At 51.1% G+C, this 18,978-nt stretch carries 14 protein-coding genes; 8 read left to right on the top strand and 6 right to left on the bottom strand.

What is annotated here, in order from left to right:
- Window positions 1-209 precede the first annotated feature (209 nt).
- Window positions 210-458, top strand: a complete 249-nt coding sequence (locus D2E26_RS07580; RefSeq protein ID WP_125964173.1) for a hypothetical protein — start codon at window positions 210-212, stop codon at window positions 456-458.
- Window positions 459-766: 308 nt separating this feature from the next.
- Here D2E26_RS07580 and D2E26_RS07415 read toward each other — a convergent pair whose 3' ends face one another.
- Both D2E26_RS07415 and D2E26_RS07410 read right to left on the bottom strand, forming a co-directional pair.
- Window positions 767-1,534 (bottom strand): nitroreductase family protein, encoded by a 768-nt coding sequence (locus D2E26_RS07415; protein WP_125964188.1) that lies wholly within the window; start codon window positions 1,532-1,534, stop codon window positions 767-769.
- A gap of 344 nt (window positions 1,535-1,878) precedes the next feature.
- The gene (locus tag D2E26_RS07410; protein WP_241218918.1) at window positions 1,879-2,328 is read right to left on the bottom strand and encodes a DUF4235 domain-containing protein; all 450 of its coding nucleotides are present in this window, start codon (window positions 2,326-2,328) and stop codon (window positions 1,879-1,881) included.
- A 198-nt stretch (window positions 2,329-2,526) separates the two neighbouring features.
- Between D2E26_RS07410 and D2E26_RS07405 the strand changes: the two genes are divergently transcribed.
- A complete protein-coding gene (locus D2E26_RS07405) occupies window positions 2,527-3,210 on the top strand; it encodes a histidine phosphatase family protein (protein ID WP_125964171.1) in 684 nt (227 codons plus the stop codon).
- 455 nt (window positions 3,211-3,665) lie between these two features.
- Here D2E26_RS07405 and D2E26_RS07400 read toward each other — a convergent pair whose 3' ends face one another.
- Complete coding sequence (locus D2E26_RS07400; RefSeq protein WP_125964169.1) at window positions 3,666-5,414, bottom strand: glycoside hydrolase family 13 protein; 1,749 nt, start codon at window positions 5,412-5,414, stop codon at window positions 3,666-3,668.
- A 525-nt stretch (window positions 5,415-5,939) separates the two neighbouring features.
- On the opposite strand from D2E26_RS07400, the gene D2E26_RS07395 reads away from it, so the two are divergent.
- Complete coding sequence (locus D2E26_RS07395; RefSeq protein WP_125964167.1) at window positions 5,940-7,259, top strand: ABC transporter substrate-binding protein; 1,320 nt, start codon at window positions 5,940-5,942, stop codon at window positions 7,257-7,259.
- Between the two features lie 466 nt (window positions 7,260-7,725).
- Here D2E26_RS07395 and D2E26_RS07390 read toward each other — a convergent pair whose 3' ends face one another.
- Complete coding sequence (locus D2E26_RS07390; protein ID WP_125964166.1) at window positions 7,726-8,742, bottom strand: LacI family DNA-binding transcriptional regulator; 1,017 nt, start codon at window positions 8,740-8,742, stop codon at window positions 7,726-7,728.
- A gap of 499 nt (window positions 8,743-9,241) precedes the next feature.
- On the opposite strand from D2E26_RS07390, the gene D2E26_RS07385 reads away from it, so the two are divergent.
- The 3 genes from D2E26_RS07385 to D2E26_RS07375 all read left to right on the top strand — a co-directional run bounded on the left by D2E26_RS07385 (window position 9,242) and on the right by D2E26_RS07375 (window position 11,700).
- A complete protein-coding gene (locus D2E26_RS07385) occupies window positions 9,242-10,096 on the top strand; it encodes a carbohydrate ABC transporter permease (RefSeq protein WP_125964164.1) in 855 nt (284 codons plus the stop codon).
- Window positions 10,093-10,935: a carbohydrate ABC transporter permease gene (locus D2E26_RS07380; protein WP_125964162.1), complete on the top strand. Its 843-nt coding sequence runs from the start codon at window positions 10,093-10,095 to the stop codon at window positions 10,933-10,935. Before D2E26_RS07385 ends, D2E26_RS07380 begins: the two co-directional genes overlap by 4 nt.
- Window positions 10,936-11,094: 159 nt before the next feature.
- Window positions 11,095-11,700 (top strand): DUF624 domain-containing protein, encoded by a 606-nt coding sequence (locus D2E26_RS07375; protein ID WP_125964160.1) that lies wholly within the window; start codon window positions 11,095-11,097, stop codon window positions 11,698-11,700.
- Window positions 11,701-12,134: 434 nt separating this feature from the next.
- Here the strand turns inward: D2E26_RS07375 and malQ are convergent, their stop codons facing one another.
- Window positions 12,135-14,342, bottom strand: coding sequence for a 4-alpha-glucanotransferase (gene malQ, locus D2E26_RS07370; protein WP_125964158.1), 2,208 nt, complete (start codon window positions 14,340-14,342; stop codon window positions 12,135-12,137).
- Window positions 14,343-14,833: 491 nt separating this feature from the next.
- On the opposite strand from malQ, the gene D2E26_RS07365 reads away from it, so the two are divergent.
- Entirely contained in the window at window positions 14,834-15,592 is a 759-nt protein-coding gene (locus D2E26_RS07365; protein ID WP_164515912.1) for an HAD family hydrolase, read from the top strand.
- A gap of 74 nt (window positions 15,593-15,666) precedes the next feature.
- Here D2E26_RS07365 and D2E26_RS07360 read toward each other — a convergent pair whose 3' ends face one another.
- Window positions 15,667-17,328: an alpha-amylase family glycosyl hydrolase gene (locus tag D2E26_RS07360; RefSeq protein WP_125964155.1), complete on the bottom strand. Its 1,662-nt coding sequence runs from the start codon at window positions 17,326-17,328 to the stop codon at window positions 15,667-15,669.
- A 219-nt stretch (window positions 17,329-17,547) separates the two neighbouring features.
- On the opposite strand from D2E26_RS07360, the gene D2E26_RS07355 reads away from it, so the two are divergent.
- On the top strand, window positions 17,548-18,810 hold the full coding sequence (locus D2E26_RS07355; protein WP_125964153.1) for an extracellular solute-binding protein: 1,263 nt from the start codon (window positions 17,548-17,550) through the stop codon (window positions 18,808-18,810).
- Window positions 18,811-18,978: the final 168 nt, after the last annotated feature.

The following is an 18,978-nucleotide window of genomic DNA, read 5'->3' as shown; positions in this document are numbered from 1 at the left end:
GGAAGCTAAGCCCTGGCACGGCGATGGTACTGCATTCGAGAGGATGTGGGAGAGTAGCACGCCGCCGCTACACAACTTTTCAAGTTTGAACCCCGAAACCACAACGGTTATCGGGGTTCAAACATATCTAGAGCCAAATAGGTAGACCTCGAATTACAACAGAGTTACAGGTCAAAAATTATTGAGATCATAATTCACTGGAGGCGGTTATGCATTACTTCGTACCGAAGCGCTGCCAGCCTACCAACAAGATTATGTATCAGAACAAGCTCACGGCGCTACAAGCGGCAGAAACGAGCCGTATTGAGCGTGGAGTAGAGCTCTGGGTATATCGCTGTGAATTCTGCAGCACATGGCATTTAACGCATCATGATCCTAATGCCAGGATGTATTCTGAATCATCACGAACGCGCAAGCCTCATTCGCGTAAGAAAGGCTATAAGCCACGTCGTAGGTAATGTTGCACGTGCAAAGATGGTTATGCAACTAAAAGCATGAGTTTGGAAATGCACGTGATAACGAAACCATGTGTATACCAAATCATGTCAGCACGAAAGCATATGTATACCAAACTGCGGGTATACGAAGCTGCGTGCATAGCTGGCAACATATGTTTCAAGACCCGTAAGCAGGCTAATACATAGCAAAGGCCGGATACTTACAAGAGAGAAACCTCTTGATGAGTATCCGGCCTTATCTATATCAGGTACAACACTCGATGAGTAACTGATTACCTGCTATTAAGCGTTATCAGTATTAGGCGTTATCAGCGATCGAGCTGGAAGCCCTGAGCCTCAGCGTGCTTAATACCGCGATCGAGCACCTCGGTATCCACAGCCTTCTGAGCAATCTGCTTACTGAACGTCTCTTCTGGACGGCCGCCCTTGCGCAGATCGTAGTACGTGTGCACTTCTTCATCAAATGCAGCCATACGCTCTTCAGTCACATCAGCTTCGTTGAAGTACGAGTTCTCCATGAACTGCACGTAACGAGGCATACGAGGCTTAATTTCAGGATGCTGTGCTGGCTTACCAAGAGCCAGACCAAGCACAGGATACGTGTACTTAGGCAGATCAAGCAGTTCAATAACCTGTGGAATGTCATTAAGGATCGTGCCGAGCACAACACTGCCGAGGCCAAGCGATTCAGCAGCAGTCATCATTGCAGACATACCAAGCACAGCATCGTTCTGTGCCTGGGAGAAGCGGTAGCTTGCCTTCAGCGTGAATTCATCAGACTCAGGATCAATGCCCTTACGCTGTGCAATCTGAGCATTACGGTGCTCATCCACAACGTAGATGTACAGCAGAGGAGCGGTGCCGATGTACTTCTGGTGGCCAATCTCAGCGAGCTTCTGACGCTTCTCTGGATCGGTCACGCGAATTGCAGACCAGTCGTTCAGGTACTGGCTGGATGGAGCCTGCTGAGCGCAGCGCTCGAGCGTAGCGATAGTATCTTCGTCAATCGGGTTCTGTTCAAAAGCACGAATAGAACGACGCTGCAACAGCATATCGACTGTTGGGTTATGAATAATTTGTGTCATACGCTCATTATTGGCGGAGAAGCTGACGATTCGGCTTAAAATCAGGCATCTTGCACCTATAGCGAATAATGCATATTTCTTGGAATAAACCAAAACCCAGTACCGTAACCGTCTCATATGGGTAATGATCAGACTGTCATCAACACAATGTCATACAACGTGCAGCTCCGTGCTCTACAAGCCTCTACAAGCACTGCGAAAGCGCCGCCAAAACTGATCAGCAGATAAACAAAAAGGCGCCCTCACAAGGAGAACGCCAAAGTTAGATACTGTGCACTATTCAGTACTGTGCACTGTTAGCTCCAGTGCACCGTGATTACTCGCGTGCACTGCAATTACTTGCGTGCGCGACGCTTTTGGATCTTATGAATCGTCGCAATCGTACCGCGATCAGAAAGCTGCGTAATCACAGCAACAAATGCAGCCGAAAGTGCTGCAAATACGAGGCTTGCGAGCAAGCCCCTACGCTGATCCTGCTCATCGTCCTCAGTGCCAGGGTGCAGCTTATTCGTCACTGCATTCCAAATGGACTGGAACACATGACCAGCAACCATGCCTGTCAGCGAAGGAATTGCAGACTTAACGAGCTTATCGGTTAACGTATCAGGGTCTTTGCGACGTGCAGACGTCAGTGCATTGACCTTCTTATCGACTTTGTGCAACGACGCAATAACGGCATCTTTGGTGTCATCCATGTGGGATGCCTCAGCAGCTGCCTTGTTCGCAGCTGTTTCCATTGCATCAACTGCATCAACGGATTCGGTTTGCTTCGTGCGCTTCATCATGCTCACTAGTTTAGGCACAAAACTGCGTAAATCGTATGAGCTGAAATAGAAACGGATAGAATCTCTAGCAAAAATCTGAAGAGGCAAAAACAGAAATAAAAAAAGAGTTACAAAAAATTCGAAATTAAACAGCGTAAGGGGGATAAACAACTTAGGATAGAAGAGGTTGATAATCAAAAACAAGGGGAGTACAAGCTAATGGATGCAAGTACTACGGTGACACCGGGCTCGCTCGTGCTGCTGCGACATGGGCAGACAGTGTGGAGCGAAAGTGGTCAATACACGGGTCGCACGGATATTACGCTGACGCAAGAGGGGTGTGCGCAGGCGGAAGCAGCGGGGGAGCGATTGAGAAAGATGTTCCCTGCTGGATTTGAAGAACGTGATGTTTTTACGAGTCCGTTGGTTCGTGCACAGACCACGGCTGATCTTGCAGGTTTCCCGGAGCATACGGTTGTTCCGGACTTAGCTGAGTGGGATTACGGTCGCGCTGAGGGACGCACGCGCGCTGAACTGTCGCGTCATTTCGGTTCGAACTGGGATGTCTGGAGTGACGGTCCGCAGACTTTGCCTATCCATTTGGGTGGCGAGCGTAACGAAATGATGCCAGACGGTACGCAGGTGCACATTGTGAACGGTGAGGGAGAGCTGCTGGATGACGCTGCGAAGCGTGCGGCTCATGCTATTGAGCTCGCTCGTCCTGCAATGCTCGCCGGTCGTAACGTACTGTTCGTGGCTCACGCTCATATCTTGCGTATTCTGGCCACGCAGTTCCTCGGTCAGCAGCCACAGCTTGCACGTCACTTGCGTTTGGACACGGCTCATTTCTGCCAGCTCGGTTTCTACAAGGGTGATCCGGTTATCGAGCACTGGAATATTTGAGTTGTTCTGAATTTTTATTACTGCGGTTGCGCCAGTAGCCGTTGAATAATTGAAAATCTTCTGCGTTCGTACTGGTCGTTCCACGTGGAACTGAATAAAAGGTTTCATGTGGAACTGACGGACGCGGGTTTCATGTGAAACCGATCCGAGATAATGTGATATGCCAGTAATACCACGTGAAATAAGTCTCTTGCGTGGTCAGGTATCTCGTGTAATCAAATATCTCATGTGGTCAGATATCTCGTATGATCAGATATTTCATAGGATCAGATATCTCGCGTGTGCAGATGTTTTGCGTGGTTGTATATTTCGTGTGCACAGATCTAGTATGATCAGACGAACGCTGAGCGCATGCATTCTTTATCACCTACAAAAATGAGCCGATAAGTCAGGGGATGACTCATCGGCTCAATCTGTAGTATTGCGGTATTGTAACTTTCTCGAGCGGTTGCTGCTCAGACGCGCATCCACACTGCCGTGTCAGTTGGCAGTTCGTAACCCATAAATGGAGACGACTTCAGCAGAATTTCTCCGTTCGGCAATGTGATGGATTCCTTGCCAAAGTTGATAAAGCAAGCGAAGCGATCACCTGATTCATCGGCAATTGGGCGAGAGTAGGCAATGACCTGGTCGCTATAGTCGTCATTGTTCCACGTGAAATCAAGGCTGTGTGTGGACGTTAGCAATGACTGACGCAGAGCCAGTGCACGACGGTACAGATTCAGCATCGAGCTATCGTCTTCAGACTCGATATCGGCACAGAACTGCTTGAACCACAATGGCTGAGGCAGATGTGGAGCATCCGCATGTGCAGGGGAGAAACCGAACGTACCGGTCGTGCCTTCACCAAATTCATCACTCCACTCAGCTGGCTGTGGCATATCAGTTGAATTCCAAGGCAGCGGAACACGGCAACCATCGCGGCCCTTTTCGGCAGTGCCATGATTCGTATTAAAGGCAACAGGATCTTCAAGACGGTCCCATGGGATTGTGGCCACTTCTGGTAGACCGAGCTCTTCGCCCTGATACACATAGACAGAACCAGGTAGGCCGAGCTCCATCAGAATTGCAGCACGTGAACGGCGGTTGCCGAGCTCACGGTCCTCAATATAAGTAGTGCCATTGCGCAGCAGCCAATCAGAAACGAGCTGATTAACGGTGTTGGCTGGTACGGTCGGCAATCCATAACGCGTTGCATGACGAGGCATATCGTGATTGCTCATCACCCAAGTCGTCGTAGAACCTGACTCATCAGCGGCACGAAGACCTTCTGTAATAGCCTTGCGGAAATCAGCAGCAGTCCATTGCGCTCCAGAGAACTCAAAGTTGAAGACCTGGCCAAGCTCGTCTTCGCGCGAGTAGAGATACTGATGTTCTGGAACAACCCAAGCCTCAGCAACAGCAAAACGATGTGGCTCATACTCGCGGAACACTTCGTTCCATTCGCGATAAATCTTGTGGACTTCAGGGCGATCCCAGAGTGGGTGATTGCCGTCAGCATTTTCAATTTGCTGCACTGGGTACTGTGCGCCGAGCACCTCAAGAGGTGCCGCATCAAGATTCTTTGCCAAACCATGTGCCACATCAATACGGAATCCGTCAACACCACGATCAGACCAGAAGCGCAGCGTCTTCTTAAATTCTTCGTGGACATCTGGGTTATCCCAGTTCAGATCTGGCTGTTCCTTGGTGAACAAGTGCAGGTACCACTGGCCATCTTCAACCTGCTGCCATGCTGATTCGCCGAACAAGGACTGCCAATCATTAGGAGGCAGCTCACCATGCTCACCGCGGCCCTCACGGAAGATATAGCGATCTCGTTCTGCAGAACCACGACCAGCAGCAAGTGCTGCTTCAAACCATTCATGATGATCTGACGTGTGGTTTGGCACAATATCGACAATGACCTTAATGCCAGCATGATGTGCAGCATCAATCATGGCATCGAAATCGTCAAGCGTACCTAAGCGTGGATCAATATTGCGGTAATCAATAACGTCATAACCACCATCGGCAAGTTCGGATGGATAGAACGGTGAGAGCCAAATAGCATCAATACCTAATGCCTGTAAATAAGGCATACGATCAGTGACACCAGCAATGTCACCTAAGCCATCACCATTCATATCTTTAAAGCTGCGTGGATACACCTGATATACAACAGCCTGCTTCCACCAATCGTCGAAGGTGTTGTTCTGCGTCATTACCGTTGCTCCTGTTTTCTTTTCCGGTATGTTGTTCTGCACTGGTGTAGAGGTGCCTCGTACGTCGTGATGGCTTCGCACCCTTGCGTGTGCGTCACTTGGAACTGAGTATGCCCATTGCCTTGTGCTCTGCGTTCTGATTCTATGCACTTTTTTGCAAACGAGAGCAATAATTCCGAAGAATGGGCAAAATCGGCGAAATACGTAACGGTCTCAGACCAACAGTGGTATAGAAAACTATTAATAAGAAAAATTATTTTTACTAGCAGAAATTAAAAAATGTGAATATTTGGCAAACGCTTGCAAAACTAATAAACCGCGAAAATGGCTTGATTTCTAGGGATTTCAAAACTGGCTGCCGAAGAATTTTCAAAATAATCGCTGTTTTTGCTGCTTACGTTTGCATTTTGCATTGAACTGGTGCATAATAAAGCCAAGGAAAAGAAGTCTGGAGAGAAACTTCTTCCCCTCCGCAAACGGCGCGGAGCGTCTCAAAGACACGAACACCTCTGGAAAGGTTCAAAGATGAATCGCACATGGAAAAAAGCTATTGGTATTGCTGCTATTGCTGCAATGGGACTTACGGGACTTGCTGCATGCGGTAACTCGGGATCCAGCGACGCAAAGGGTAGCGTCTTCTTCCTGAACTTCAAGCCTGAAGCTGCTGACCAGTGGGTCGCACTGGCAAAGAAGTACACCGAGGAAACTGGCGTTCAGGTTAAGGTTCAGACCGCTGCATCGGGTACGTACGAGCAGACCCTGAAGTCCGAGCTGGCAAAGAGCAACCCTCCAACGATCTTCCAGGTCAACGGCCCTGTGGGTTTGGCAACGTGGAAGGACAACACGGCTGACCTTTCCGACACTGAGATGTACAAGCAGCTCAAGGATCCAAGCATCGCCCTCAAGGATGGCGACAAGGTCGAGGCAATTCCATACGTCATGGAGACCTACGGCATCATCTACAACAAGGATCTGCTGAAGAAGTACACTGAGCTTCCAGATGCAAAGGTGAAGAGCGCTGACGAGATCAACTCGTTCGATAAGCTCAAGGAAGTTGCTGACGATATGCAGGCTCACAAGGCTGAGCTCGGCATTGAGGGTGCATTCACCTCGGCTGGCTTCGACTCCAGCTCCGATTGGCGCTTCAAGACCCACCTGGCAAACATCCCTCTGTACTACGAGTTCCTGAAGGATAACGTCAAGGAACAGCCTGCAACGATCAAGGGTACGTACCTGAAGAACTTCAAGAACATCTTCGATATGTACATCACTGATTCCACGACGGATCGTACGGCTCTGAGCTCGAAGACTGGCGACGATGCAAACTCTGAGTTCGCACTCGGCAAGGCAGCCTTCTACCAGAACGGTACTTGGGCATGGAGCGATCTGGAGAAGGCTGGCATGAAGCCAGATCAGGTCGGCATGCTGCCAATCTACGCAGGCGTTGACGATGCAAAGGAAGGCCTGGCAACGGGTTCCGAGAACTACCTGTGCATCAACTCCGACGCTTCTGAGGCTGATCAGAAGGCTTCGAAGGACTTCCTGAACTGGGTCATCACTTCGGACACGGGCATCAAGGCTCTGTCTGAGGACATGGGCTTCACGACGCCATTCAAGACGTTCGACAAGGTCAAGTCCGACAACCCACTCGTTGAGGAAGCTGTTGAGGATTCCAACTCCGGTAAGACTCAGGTCACCTGGAACTTCACGATGATGCCATCGGAGGAGTGGAAGAACCAGCTCGGCTCTGCAATGCTTGCTTACGCTCAGGGCACCGGTAACTGGGATGCTGTTCAGAAGGCATTCGTCGACAACTGGGCAACTGAGTACGACGCAACGCACTGATCATCAATTTCTCGTCGATAACTAAATAGAAACTCCTGAGGTGGCTGGGATTCTCCTCCCAGCCACCTGGTTTCATCAAGAAAAGACTTGGCGGTTAAGCTGGCCGCCTCCCTTTCAATTTCTCTCTAGGCCGCAGCCTCTGGTTGCGGCCTTTCCTTTTTCTGAGCCCGACTTCTGCTGCTGTTCTATTCTCTTATTCTGTTCGGCTCTCCTATACTGTTCTGTTTATTCATTCTGTTTTGTTATTTATGCTGATTTCTGTTCCTGCATCGCTGGCGCTTCAACCGCAGTAACTGCTGTACGGAGCGTATTGAGGGATGCAACGAGGCTTAACGAAACAAGACCTAACAATAGGGAAGTAGCGGCAAGAAATAATGGGCATAATTGCCGAGCTTAGGCAAGCCATAGGCATAATAAAAAGTGCGCCGAATTATCTTCGGCGCACTTCATTGTTTATATGAGCAAATTATTCGCCTTGCGGCACAGGGCCCGTGCTGGAACGAACAATTAAATGAGCTGGTTCGGTCACAAACATTTCTTCTGGTTTAATGCCTTCAATAAGACCGAGCGTCATACGCGCGGCCTGTGCAGCCATGTGCTCAGGATCCTGAGCAATGGTGGTGAGACCTAAATCATGAGCAAACGTGCTGTTGTCATAGCCAATAATGGAGAAATCGCCGGGAATGGAGAACCCGCTGCGCATTAACTGGAACATGAGCGGAATGGCGACGTCATCTTCCTGGCAGGCGATTGCAGTAGGAAGTTGCTCAAGACTGAGCAGTTCAGTAACGACGTCACTGATTCTGTTCGGACCTTCTTGAGCCGTGATCACCGTAGGACTGATGCCCGAGCGGCTGCAGCACTCCATAAACGAATCAAAACGCTGCGCAACACTGAAATGCAGCGAAACATCGCGTGACGCACGCACATAAGCGATATTGCGGTGGCCTAGTGCAATTAAGTGACGGGCGGCCAGAATTGAACCCTGAATATCGTCAATATTGATTGCAGCAGTAAAGCCACGTTCCTGAGGAAGTACCGAGTTAATACCGAGCACTGGTACGCCAATAGACATGAGTTCGCGTACTTCAGCCGTATCGATGTCGAACGAAGTAACGATTACGGCATCGGCATTGCGGCGCACGGGCAACATGTCAAAGAATTCGCGGCGTTCTTCCACACTCGAGACTTGGAAAATCGAAATATCGTATCCAGCTGGGTGAAATACCTGATTCAAACCCTCAATAACTGAGGAGCTGAACCAGCGATGCAGGTGATCGCTCATCAAGAGTGCGATGCGCAGCGAGCGACCAGTTTTCAATGCCGCAGCAGAACGTGAGGTAGAGAAGTTGAGCTGTTCGGCAACTTTCAACACTTTTTCACGCGTTGCTTTGGACACAAGCTCCGGACGCGTGAACGACCTCGAGACCGTGGAAATGGAAACCTGGGCGGCCCTTGCCACATCTTGAATGCTCGTGTTCATGGGGTGAGTCCACCTTTTCTTCTTCGTTGAAGGATGAGTTAGTACCAAGTTTTGCATAAATGCAAACGTTTGTGATGGTTCTGTTTGCACAAACGTTTTCATTTCAGCTACATTGCTGCAAAAACGGTGTGTTTTCAGTCATTATACATCAATGTTTTCAAGGTTTCTACGCCTTGTCCAAGAAGTTCAAAGTTGTTCACTGCAAACGTTTGACATTTTTGCAAGTCATCGCTATTCTTGCATACAGAGGTCGCGGCAGAGCAGCCTGCGCATCACAGTAAGTAGACAAATCCTAAGCTCGGCAGTTTCGCTCTTGTGTTGACATAGGAGAGATCACTACAAGACGCACAAGAAACTACGGACTTAGTCCGAGGGGTCGATTGTCTACTCTGTGCAGATCGCAATGCAACCGGCAGCGAAACCAAGACCGTAACTGCAATTACTCCAGTAACACGACGACGTGGGATGGAGTGAGATCCCCAAGAAAGTAGGCCTACCAATGATCAGCATGGCTGGCAAGGCGATACGCAAATGGTGGGCGTTGTTTGTTCTTCCGACATTCATCGCATTCATCATTGGCTTTATCGTTCCATTTATCTATGGCGTGTATCTAAGCTTCTGCAAGTTCACGACGGTTGAAAAGACTCGTTTCGTGGGCTTTGCAAACTACGCAAAAGCACTGAAGGATCCTGTGTTCCTTCACTCGCTGTGGTTCTCCACGGCACTGACGATTGTGACGACGATCGTAATTAATGTGGTCGCATTCGCAGTTGCTTACATGCTTACGAAGGCAATCCGTGGCGCCAACCTGTTCCGCTCTGTATTCTTCCTGCCAAACCTCATCGGCGGCATCATCCTCGGCTACATCTGGCTGCTGCTGCTCAACGGTGTCCTGGCTCACTGGTCGAAGTCGTTGACATATGACCCGAAGTATGGTTTCTGGGGCCTCGTCATACTGGTCTGCTGGCAGCAAATCGGTTACATGATGATCATCTACATCGCAGGTATGCAGTCCCTGCCTACCGATGTTCTTGAGGCAGCATCCGTCGATGGTGCAAACAGCCGCCAGACGATGTTCCGCGTCATCATCCCACTTATGATGCCTTCGATTACGGTCTGCTCGTTCCTGACCGTGACCAACGGCTTCAAGCTCTACGATCAGAACCTTGCACTGACCGCAGGTATGCCAAGCAAGATGACAGAAGGCCTGGCTCTGAACATCACGAACACGTTCTACGGCCGTACGGGCTTCGAGGGCGTTGGCCAGGCAAAGGCAGTGCTGTTCTTCATCCTCGTGGCAGTCGTTGCATTGATCCAGAACAAGCTCACTACGTCCAAGGAGGTTGAGGCATGAGCAACTTTGAAAAGCCAAAGCGCGGAGCGCTATGGACGCTGTTCTTCTCAGCGCTGTCCCTGGCGTGGGTCTTCCCACTGTTCCTGGTTCTTATCAACTCGTTTAAGAAGAAGGCATACATCAGCGATAACGCATTCGCCTTCCCAAACGGTGATACGTTCGCTGGATTCGATAACTACATTCGCGGTATTGAAGTTACGAACTTCTTCGCTAGCTTCTGCTGGACGCTGCTGATCACCGTCGGCTCGGTCTGCTTGATCCTGCTGTGCACCTCGATGTGCGCTTGGTGGATCGTCCGCGTTGACAACTGGGCAGCTAAGACGCTGTACACGCTGTTCCTGTTCAACATGATCGTCCCATTCCAGATGCTCATGTTCACGCTGTCCTGGCTGACCGACCGCCTCGGTTTGAACACTCCATGGGGCCTTTGCATTATTTACTTGGGCTTCGGTGCTGGTCTGGCTGTGTTCATCTTCACTGGCGTCGTCAAGGGCATCCCACAGTCGCTCGAAGAGTCGGCAATGCTCGATGGTGCATCGGTTCCACGTACGTTCTTCCAGGTCGTTGTGCCAATCATGAAGCCATCGATTATCTCGGTCGCAATTCTTCAGGCCATGTGGATCTGGAACGACTACCTGCTGCCATACCTGACTCTTGATCTGAACAAGTACAAGACGATCTCGGTTGCTGTGCAGTACCTCAAGGGTGGCTACGGCTCCGTCGATATGGGCGCAATGATGGCTTGCCTCGTGCTCGCAATCCTCCCAATCGTGGTCTTCTACTTGATCTGCCAGAAGTACATCGTCAAGGGTGTTATGGCTGGCGCAGTCAAGGGCTGATGCGACATAAGATTTGATCTCTCGATCATTTCCACAGGCGGGAAGGATTCGTTCTTCCCGCCTGTTTCATTAAGTACAAGTCAATACAGTCAAAACGAAAGCCATAACGTGTGAGTAACGTAGCTCGCACAAGCTATACGAACCCCCGGAAGGTGACTCATGAACTTCTTGTCTCCCGACTCCCGATTCATGCAGGGTTGGAGCAATTGCGTCGATGCAATTATTATCAACATGCTGATGGTGTTGACGAGCCTTCCAATTATTACGATTGGTGCCTCGCTCGCAGCAGGCCAGGAGACAACGCGACGCATGCTCAACGCCGAAGGCCACTGGGTCCGTCGCTATTTCAAGTCGTTCAAGCAGAACTTCATTAAATCCACAATGTTGTGGGTTGTATTCGGCCTGATGGGCGCGCTCGTAGCGTATCTGTGGCTTATACGAATTCCTGAGCTTATGGTGCCAAAAATCGCGTTCACGATTGTTTGGCTCATCGGTTTCGAGTGGGTCTGGGCACTGCAGGCTCGCTTTGAGAACACGGTGTCCCGTACGCTGATTAACTCCTACGTGTTCGGCGTTAGCTACATTGTGGCCACGCTCGCCATGATCGCCGTTGATTTGGCCTACGTTGCGCTGATCATCGTTTCGTACCTGTACGTGCCGCAGGGCCTGTTCCTGCTTGCCGTAATCGGTTACGGCTCACTGCTTTCGATTCACGTACCAATTCAGGAATACATCTTCCGCAAGCACGGCTACCTCAAGAAGTAGCCCACTCATTCTTACCCCTCCTCTCTCCTCAGGCCGCAGCGCTCGCTGCGGCCTTTTACTTTGCTTGGAACTTGGCTTTTTTCAAGACGTTGCAGTTTTGCTGTACTTGATTATTATTCATTTGCACTTTTGTGGTTGCGCAGTAGCGCTTACACCATTGCACAGCGCAGAATCCGTGCGTAAATGGCCCTATATGCGCGGGATTGCAGTATCTGTGCCTTCTGCCCGGATATGCGGCGAAACTGCACGCTAAGCCGCGTTTAAGTGCCGTTATGCCAGCCAGATGGCAGGGGGTGCATACAAAGGCGCTAGGTGCAAGCACGGGGAAGATATGGTGCAGCAAAACACAAAGGGGTGCCGCCGAAGCGGCACCCCTTTGCGATGGTTAGAGAGAAATTAAATTATTTAAAATCAAGCAAACGCAACGTTGCTGATCAGGCGTTCATAATGGCCGACAGAGCCTGAACGCGAGGCAGATCGAAGACCTGCTCGGTTGGCACAACCTTGCCGTCTGGACCACACAGTGGAACGCGCCAGTTCGTGTACTCAGTGGAAGTACCTGGCTGGTTCTGCGTGCGGCGCTCGCCAACGCCGTCGACCAGAGCGGCCTGCAGCAGCAGGGAAGGCGTTGCCTTCAGCATGCGGTGCATAGCCTCAACAACTTCCTGCACGTGGTTTGGCACATCGGCAGCAGCCTCAGCAGACAGCCAGCCACCGGACGTCAGCAGATCCAGCATGGCCTTCTGCTCAGCCTCAGCGGACTTGCGGAAGCTTTCCACATCGTTGAGCAGGTGCAGCTCATCGCGCAGTGCCACGTGATCGTAGAGGAGGTAGCCAGCCGTTGGTGGCAGATCGTGCGTCGTCACCGAGGCCAGAGCGAACTTACGGTAGTCCGAAGGTGGCATGTAAGGATCGCCTGCGTTACCCGAGTTGTTGACGCGAGCGAACCACTCAACGTCAGCGCCGAGCACGCCGTGTGCCGAGAGCACCGTGCGCACGAACTCAGGAACCGTACCCAAATCCTCGCCAATAACCATGCCCTGAGCGCGGCTTGCCTCAATCGTCAGCACGGCGAGCATGGCTTCGTGGTTGTATCGCACATAAGCACCAGCGATTGGGCCCTTGCCTGCTGGGATCCACCACAGGTGGAACAGACCGAGCACGTGGTCAATACGAATTGCACCTGCGCGCGAGAACATGTTGTGCACCATATCGCGGTACACCTGGTAGCCCGTGGCCTCCAAGTAGTTCGGGTTGAATGGAGGCTGGCCCCAATCCTGACCCTGCTGGTTGTAGAAATCAGGAGGGCAGCCCACGGTGACCTGACCAACAGCGAAGCGCTCAGGGCTCCACCACACATCAGAGCTGTAGGTGTGCACGCCAACGGCCATGTCCTGCATCAGGCCCAGAGCCATACCGTTATCCTTAGCAGCCTGCTGTGCAGCGCCAACCTGCTCAGCTGCAATCCACTGCAGCCAGCACTCGAACTCGAACAGATCGTGGTGCTCCGCCTTGAGCTGCTGCACCTCTGGCGAGCTCTTGGTGTACTTGTGGAACCAATCGTTCTCAGCGTTCCAAGGAGCGCCCCACACTTCGAAAGCAACGCTCCACAGAGCGAATGCCTCGAGGTCCTCGCCGGCCTGCTTCTTGAAGTCTTCGAACTGCTGCTGACGCTCAGCTGAACGTGGGATGTTGAAAATAATCTGCAGTGCTTCGCGCTTCGCATCCCAAGCATCGTTGATGTTGAGTGGATCTGGGCTCAGGTTGTCATCAGCCACGCGTGCGTGCAGAGCCTGCACTTCGCCAACAACGGTCTGTGCCTGCTCCGTGTGCTCATTAGCGAGCTCAACGTATTCCTCAATATCTTGCGGACGGATGTAGGTCACGTTCAGGAAGCGACGCGATTCTGGCAGGTATGGCGAAGGCTCAAGTGGCGTAATAGGAGCCGAAGCGTGAATTGGGTTGATCAGCATGAAGTCGGCACCCGACTTTGCAGCAGCATCAGCGGCCAAGCGCTTGAGATCGCCGTAATCGCCAACGCCCCACGAATCAGCGCCACGCACCGAGTACATCTGCGTCATCCAGCCCCAACGCTGACGATCCATGGATGGAGGCAGCGGAATGCTTGCTGCAGCGCGCAGCACCGTCGACTCAGCTTCATTGGAACCATCAGAGACCTTGAGGTGGTGGTAGCCCTCAGGCAGCTCATCGCTAATTGTCAACGTGTACACGTCAACGTCATCGTCATTGGCAGCAAATTCAAGCGTAGCCAGATCAGCTGCACCCTGACCGCCCTGCTCGAGTGAAATCGAGACGGTTGGCGTAGCGCCAGCTGGAACGCGAACTTCGACTGGGTTCTCAACGCCAGTGAACTTCACAATAGTTGGCTGAACGAGCTGCTTGTGCAGATCAGCGCGCTTGCGATCGAGTGCCGCGTCAATGAGCTCGTCGCTAGTGGCATCAACGCCGAGGGCGCCGAGCACAGTAACGAGCGAATCGTCAGCAATTTCAACGTATGTGCCGACCTGATCAATATAGGACGTAGAAATACCCCACAGATTAGCGAGCTGAATCAGCGGGCGTGCGAGACGCTCGGCACTTTCAGTGCGCTGTGACTGGTCAGTCTGTGGTTCGTTTGGCATCATTGCCTCCTCAAAAAATGATGGATGAGCTGCTTTTTACGGACAAACACGTCCACCTTGTGTACTTCCGTGCGAGTCATCTTCGAGACGTCGCGGAAATGGTTGCGAAAGTCAGCAGAAACTGCTCACTTTCTACGCTGCAGGAACGCAGCTTCGCACCATGATCAAGGCAGTTGCGTTTCTTTGTTTATGTGTTTTAAACAATAGCGCGCACTGCCATCGTTTGCAACGTGATTAAACATCAATTTACCTTGATTTTTATTTATTTCTGTTCCAGCACGTGTGGCAGTTATTTGCAATGTATGCGCAACGTTTGCATAGCGAAAAATAATCAAAAAGAAAAATACACAGAATGAACTAAGTGAAGAAAACGTGAACACTCTGTAGAAAAAAGCTCGGGGGTGTAGTAATCATAGAGAAAATGGGCATTTTTAGGGGGTGCTCAATGTATGGTGGGGGTTGAGACAAAGGGGTTCTGGGAGGCGCTAACTATGGCAGTTGAGAGACGCTACGATGTGATTGCATTCGACTTATATGGCACGCTGATGTACAACGTGACCGATGAGAACCGCGAAGAAGCGTGGAATGCATTACGCGAAGAGCTCGATCGATACGGCGCAAGATATCACAACAATGAAGAATTACGTCATGAATATGATGCGTGCTTCGCCGATGATGCCGCGCATATGGACCGTGATCCTGAATATGAACCAGAACTACTCGATACATTCCGCGGACTCTTTACTTCGCTGTGGTTCGATCCCGATGATGATGAAGCAGAGCGCTGTGCATGGGCATTCCGTCAAGGAGCAACGACGCTTATTGATGTGTATCCAGGCGCTATTGAATTGCTGCGGACGCTGCGTAAAGAGGGATATCGCGTGGTGCTGCTGAGCAATGCACAGACGTGCTATACCGTGCCAGAAATGCGTGAACTCGGATTACTGAACGAATTCGATGATGTGACGATCTCGAGCGAAGAAAATATGCGCAAGCCATCGGCAGCGCTGTTCGCCACCGTCGCTGAACGTAACCACGTGAGCCCAGATCGCGTGCTTATGGTTGGCAACAATGTGATGTGCGATATTGAGGGCGCTGTTCGAGCTGGCTATGATGCCGTCTATTTGCATACGGACGGTGACCCAGATGCACCACGAGCCCGCGATCTTGCTGCATTGGCCGTTGAAGGCGCTGATTATGCGGCTGTGCTGGAGTACATTCACAGCACTGAACGCGAACTCGTGTGCTAACTGGTGCTAACTGGTGCTAGCTGGCTGCTGGCTGCTGGCTAGCTGCTAGTTGATTGCTATCTGGTTGCTAGGCGTTAGAGCGTGAACAGAGCAAAGCTCTGCGGGCCGAGCGTGAGCGAACCCTGTTGCGTTTGCTCATTATTGGCCTGACCCGTTTGTACGTCGTTGATCTGATAAAGCGGGGTAGCGGTTGCCCAGTCGGATGGCAGCTTAGTGTTGAGCTCAATCGTCTCTTCACTTCGCGATGGATTCACAGCAATTAGCATGCGCTCACCATTGGCCTCGCGCTCGAACACATAAGAACGCATTGTATCGGAAGCAAAGAGCGTTCGATATTGTGCATAAGATCCCAACGCAGCATGTGACTGCTTGAGTGCAATCAGCGTTTGCATCATATGCCACATAGAATTAGCGTCAGCCATTTGCTGCTCAACTGTATTGGCCTGTGGATCAGGATCAACTGGCAGATAGAGCTGGTCAGCTGCTGCAGTAGAGAAACCTGCATTTGCTGAACTATCCCACTGCATTGGCGTACGCGTACCAGTGCGCACATAACCGCCTTCCTTCGTAGGAAGTGGACGATAATTCATGCCGATTTCGTCGCCATAGTAGATAAACGGCGCACCTGGCAGTGAAAGCAGCGTTGCAAAGGCCAGTCGTACTTCCAAATTCGACAACCTTGGGCGCACGCGCATCGTGTCGTGATTACACGTCAAGAAATTAAACAGACCACCATGCTGCTGCGCCGCATGTAAGCGAGGTTCATATTCGGCAATAAATGGCGCAATACCAGTGCCACTATCGGCATTGAAATAGCTGGCATCATTACTGTGCTCAAGTGGGGTAGAGGTATTGCGCAGCAACATGTTGTAGCCATTTGGAATACCGTCCCAGCGCCAGTCCAAATAGAAGTCCATATCGAATCCGGCATCGAGGGATTCGTCAGGACGACCCCATTCAGAAACAAACATAGCATCAGGGAAGTCATTGCGCACGCGCTCAAAGACCCACTGCCATACGCGACGCGTCTGCTGCTTAGGAATCTCGCCAGCATCATCGAATTTGACGAGCGAATCAGCCATATCAACGCGGAAGCCATCGGCACCGAGTTCAAGCCAGAATCGAATAATATCCACGAGCGCCTGAGCTGTTTGCAGCGCAGCACCCTGCAGCGGCTCATGTTGCCATGAACGGCGGCGCTCGCCGAAGCCATAGTTCAACGCAGGCTGGAACGAGAAGAAGTTCGTAATATAAGCGCCGTTGCGATCGGCCTCACCAGCAATAAATGGCAGACCGTCGCCACCAGAAATCCAATCGTCGGTCCAGATGTATCGATCGGCATACTGATCTGGATGCTCACGTTTGCTGTCGAGGAACCATTCATGCTCGTCACTCGTATGCCCAGGAACTAGGTCGAGCAGGATTCGGATGCCCAATTTGTGAGAATATTGAAACAGTTTCAGCAAATCGTCATTTGTGCCGAAACGTTGCGCTACTTGTTCGTAGTTTCGGACGTCATATCCTCCATCTCGGAAGGGGGAATCGTACACGGGATTCAGCCAAATACCGGTTACACCAAGTTCCTTGAGATAGCCCAGTTTCGATGTAATACCGGCGATATCACCGATGCCATCACCGTTCGAATCCGCGAAGCTGGAAGGGTAGATCTGATAGAAAACGGCCTTGTCTAACCATGCATTTTTAGGGGCTTTTACAGGGTTTGCAGAAGGGGTCAAAGTGAACTCCTTATGAACTAGAGATAAACGGCGTATTTACTGGCATATGGCCCGATCGGGGGTATGTGTCCGAGATTGGAATATGCACACTTGAATACGTTTGCAATTATGATACTGTGTTCCACACAGTTATCCCCCCATGGTTCTTCTGAGATGTCATTGAACGAAGAATAAAGGGGGTGTGACTGCGGAAATGATAGAGAATACGAAAGGTGATCGATGATGATCAATTGGAAGAAGTCGCTTGGCTTCGTAGCAGCAGCTGCAATGCTGCTCCCTCTCGCAGCTTGTGGTTCGGATAACTCCGGTTCTAGTAATTCCGGTTCCAAGGAAGATGTGACGCTGAGCGTGTGGACGCCAGCAGAAGATCAGGCAGAAGACCAGGGTAACTGGCTGAAGGCCGTTCAGGATGCTTTCCAGAAGAAGCACCCTGAGTACAACATCACTTGGAAGAACGATGTGGTTTCGGAGGCTGATGCTGCGAAGCAGGTGAAGACCGATCCTTCCGCTGCTGCAGATGTGTACATGTTCGCAAATGATCAGCTTGGTACGCTGATTGACCTTAAGGCCATTGGTGAGCTGCCAGATGTTCTGGCTTCTCAGGTCAAGGAACAGAACGATACAGACATGATCAACTCGGTCAAGGGTACTGACGGCAAGCTGTACGGCGTTCCATACACCGGTAACACTTGGTTTATGTACTACAACAAGTCGAAGTTCTCTGCTGATGATGTGAAGAGCTTCAACACGATGCTTGAAAAGGGCAAGGTTGCCTTCCAGTTGAGCAACTCTTGGTACATGCCTGCATTCTACGCAGGTGATGGTCTTGAGCTCTTCGGTAAGGATGGCCTCGATGTGAAGGCCGGTATCAAGTTCGGCCCTAACTCTGCAGATATCACGAAGTACCTCGTCGATGTTGCTAACAACCCTAACTTTACGAATGATGCTGATGGCTCCGGTCTGGCTGCAATGACCTCGGGTAGCGTTGACGCATACTTCTCGGGTTCTTGGGATGCAAAGGACGTGAAGGAAGCTCTGGGCGACAACTATGCTGCAGCTCAGCTGCCAACCTTCACTGCAAATGGCAAGACCATGCAGATGAGGTCCTTCTCGGGCTCGAAGGCTGCTGCTTACAACCCTAACTCGAAGAACACTAAGGCTGCTGCTCTGTTCGCAGGCTTCATGGGCTCCGCTGAAGCACAGAAGCTGCACTGGGAGAAGCGCCAGATTATTCCTTCTGACAAGAGCCTGGCAGATCTGTCTGGCATCGCTGAAGATCCAGCAGCTCAGGCACAGCTTGATACGCTGAAGAACACCTCCATTCTGCAGCCAACCATTGCTGCTATGAACGAATGGTGGACACCAACCGAGTCCCTTGGCAAGGCAATTGTCAACAAGCAGGTGAACGCAGATAACGCTGAGCAGAAGACTCAGGAATGGGAGAACCAGGTTCTCAAGGGCATTTCTACGTTCCAGAAGTGATTAAGCCCAGCTGACCAAGCAAGCTTCCGCTGCAGAAGTCAGCAAGCTACCGTGCAATATGACTGGTAGTAAGTCAAATGAGACGGAGCATCGCTAGGAGAATTTCGATGCTCCGTCTTTTGACGGTAAAGGCCTTTTAAGAGTTGGGACCTCTTACAACCTTCATCT

This window comes from Bifidobacterium dolichotidis (assembly GCF_003951975.1).
Taxonomy (GTDB): Bacteria; Actinomycetota; Actinomycetes; order Actinomycetales; family Bifidobacteriaceae; genus Bifidobacterium; species Bifidobacterium dolichotidis.
Note: the sequence above shows the minus strand (reverse complement) of the source record. Positions and strands in the feature narration are given on the sequence as shown.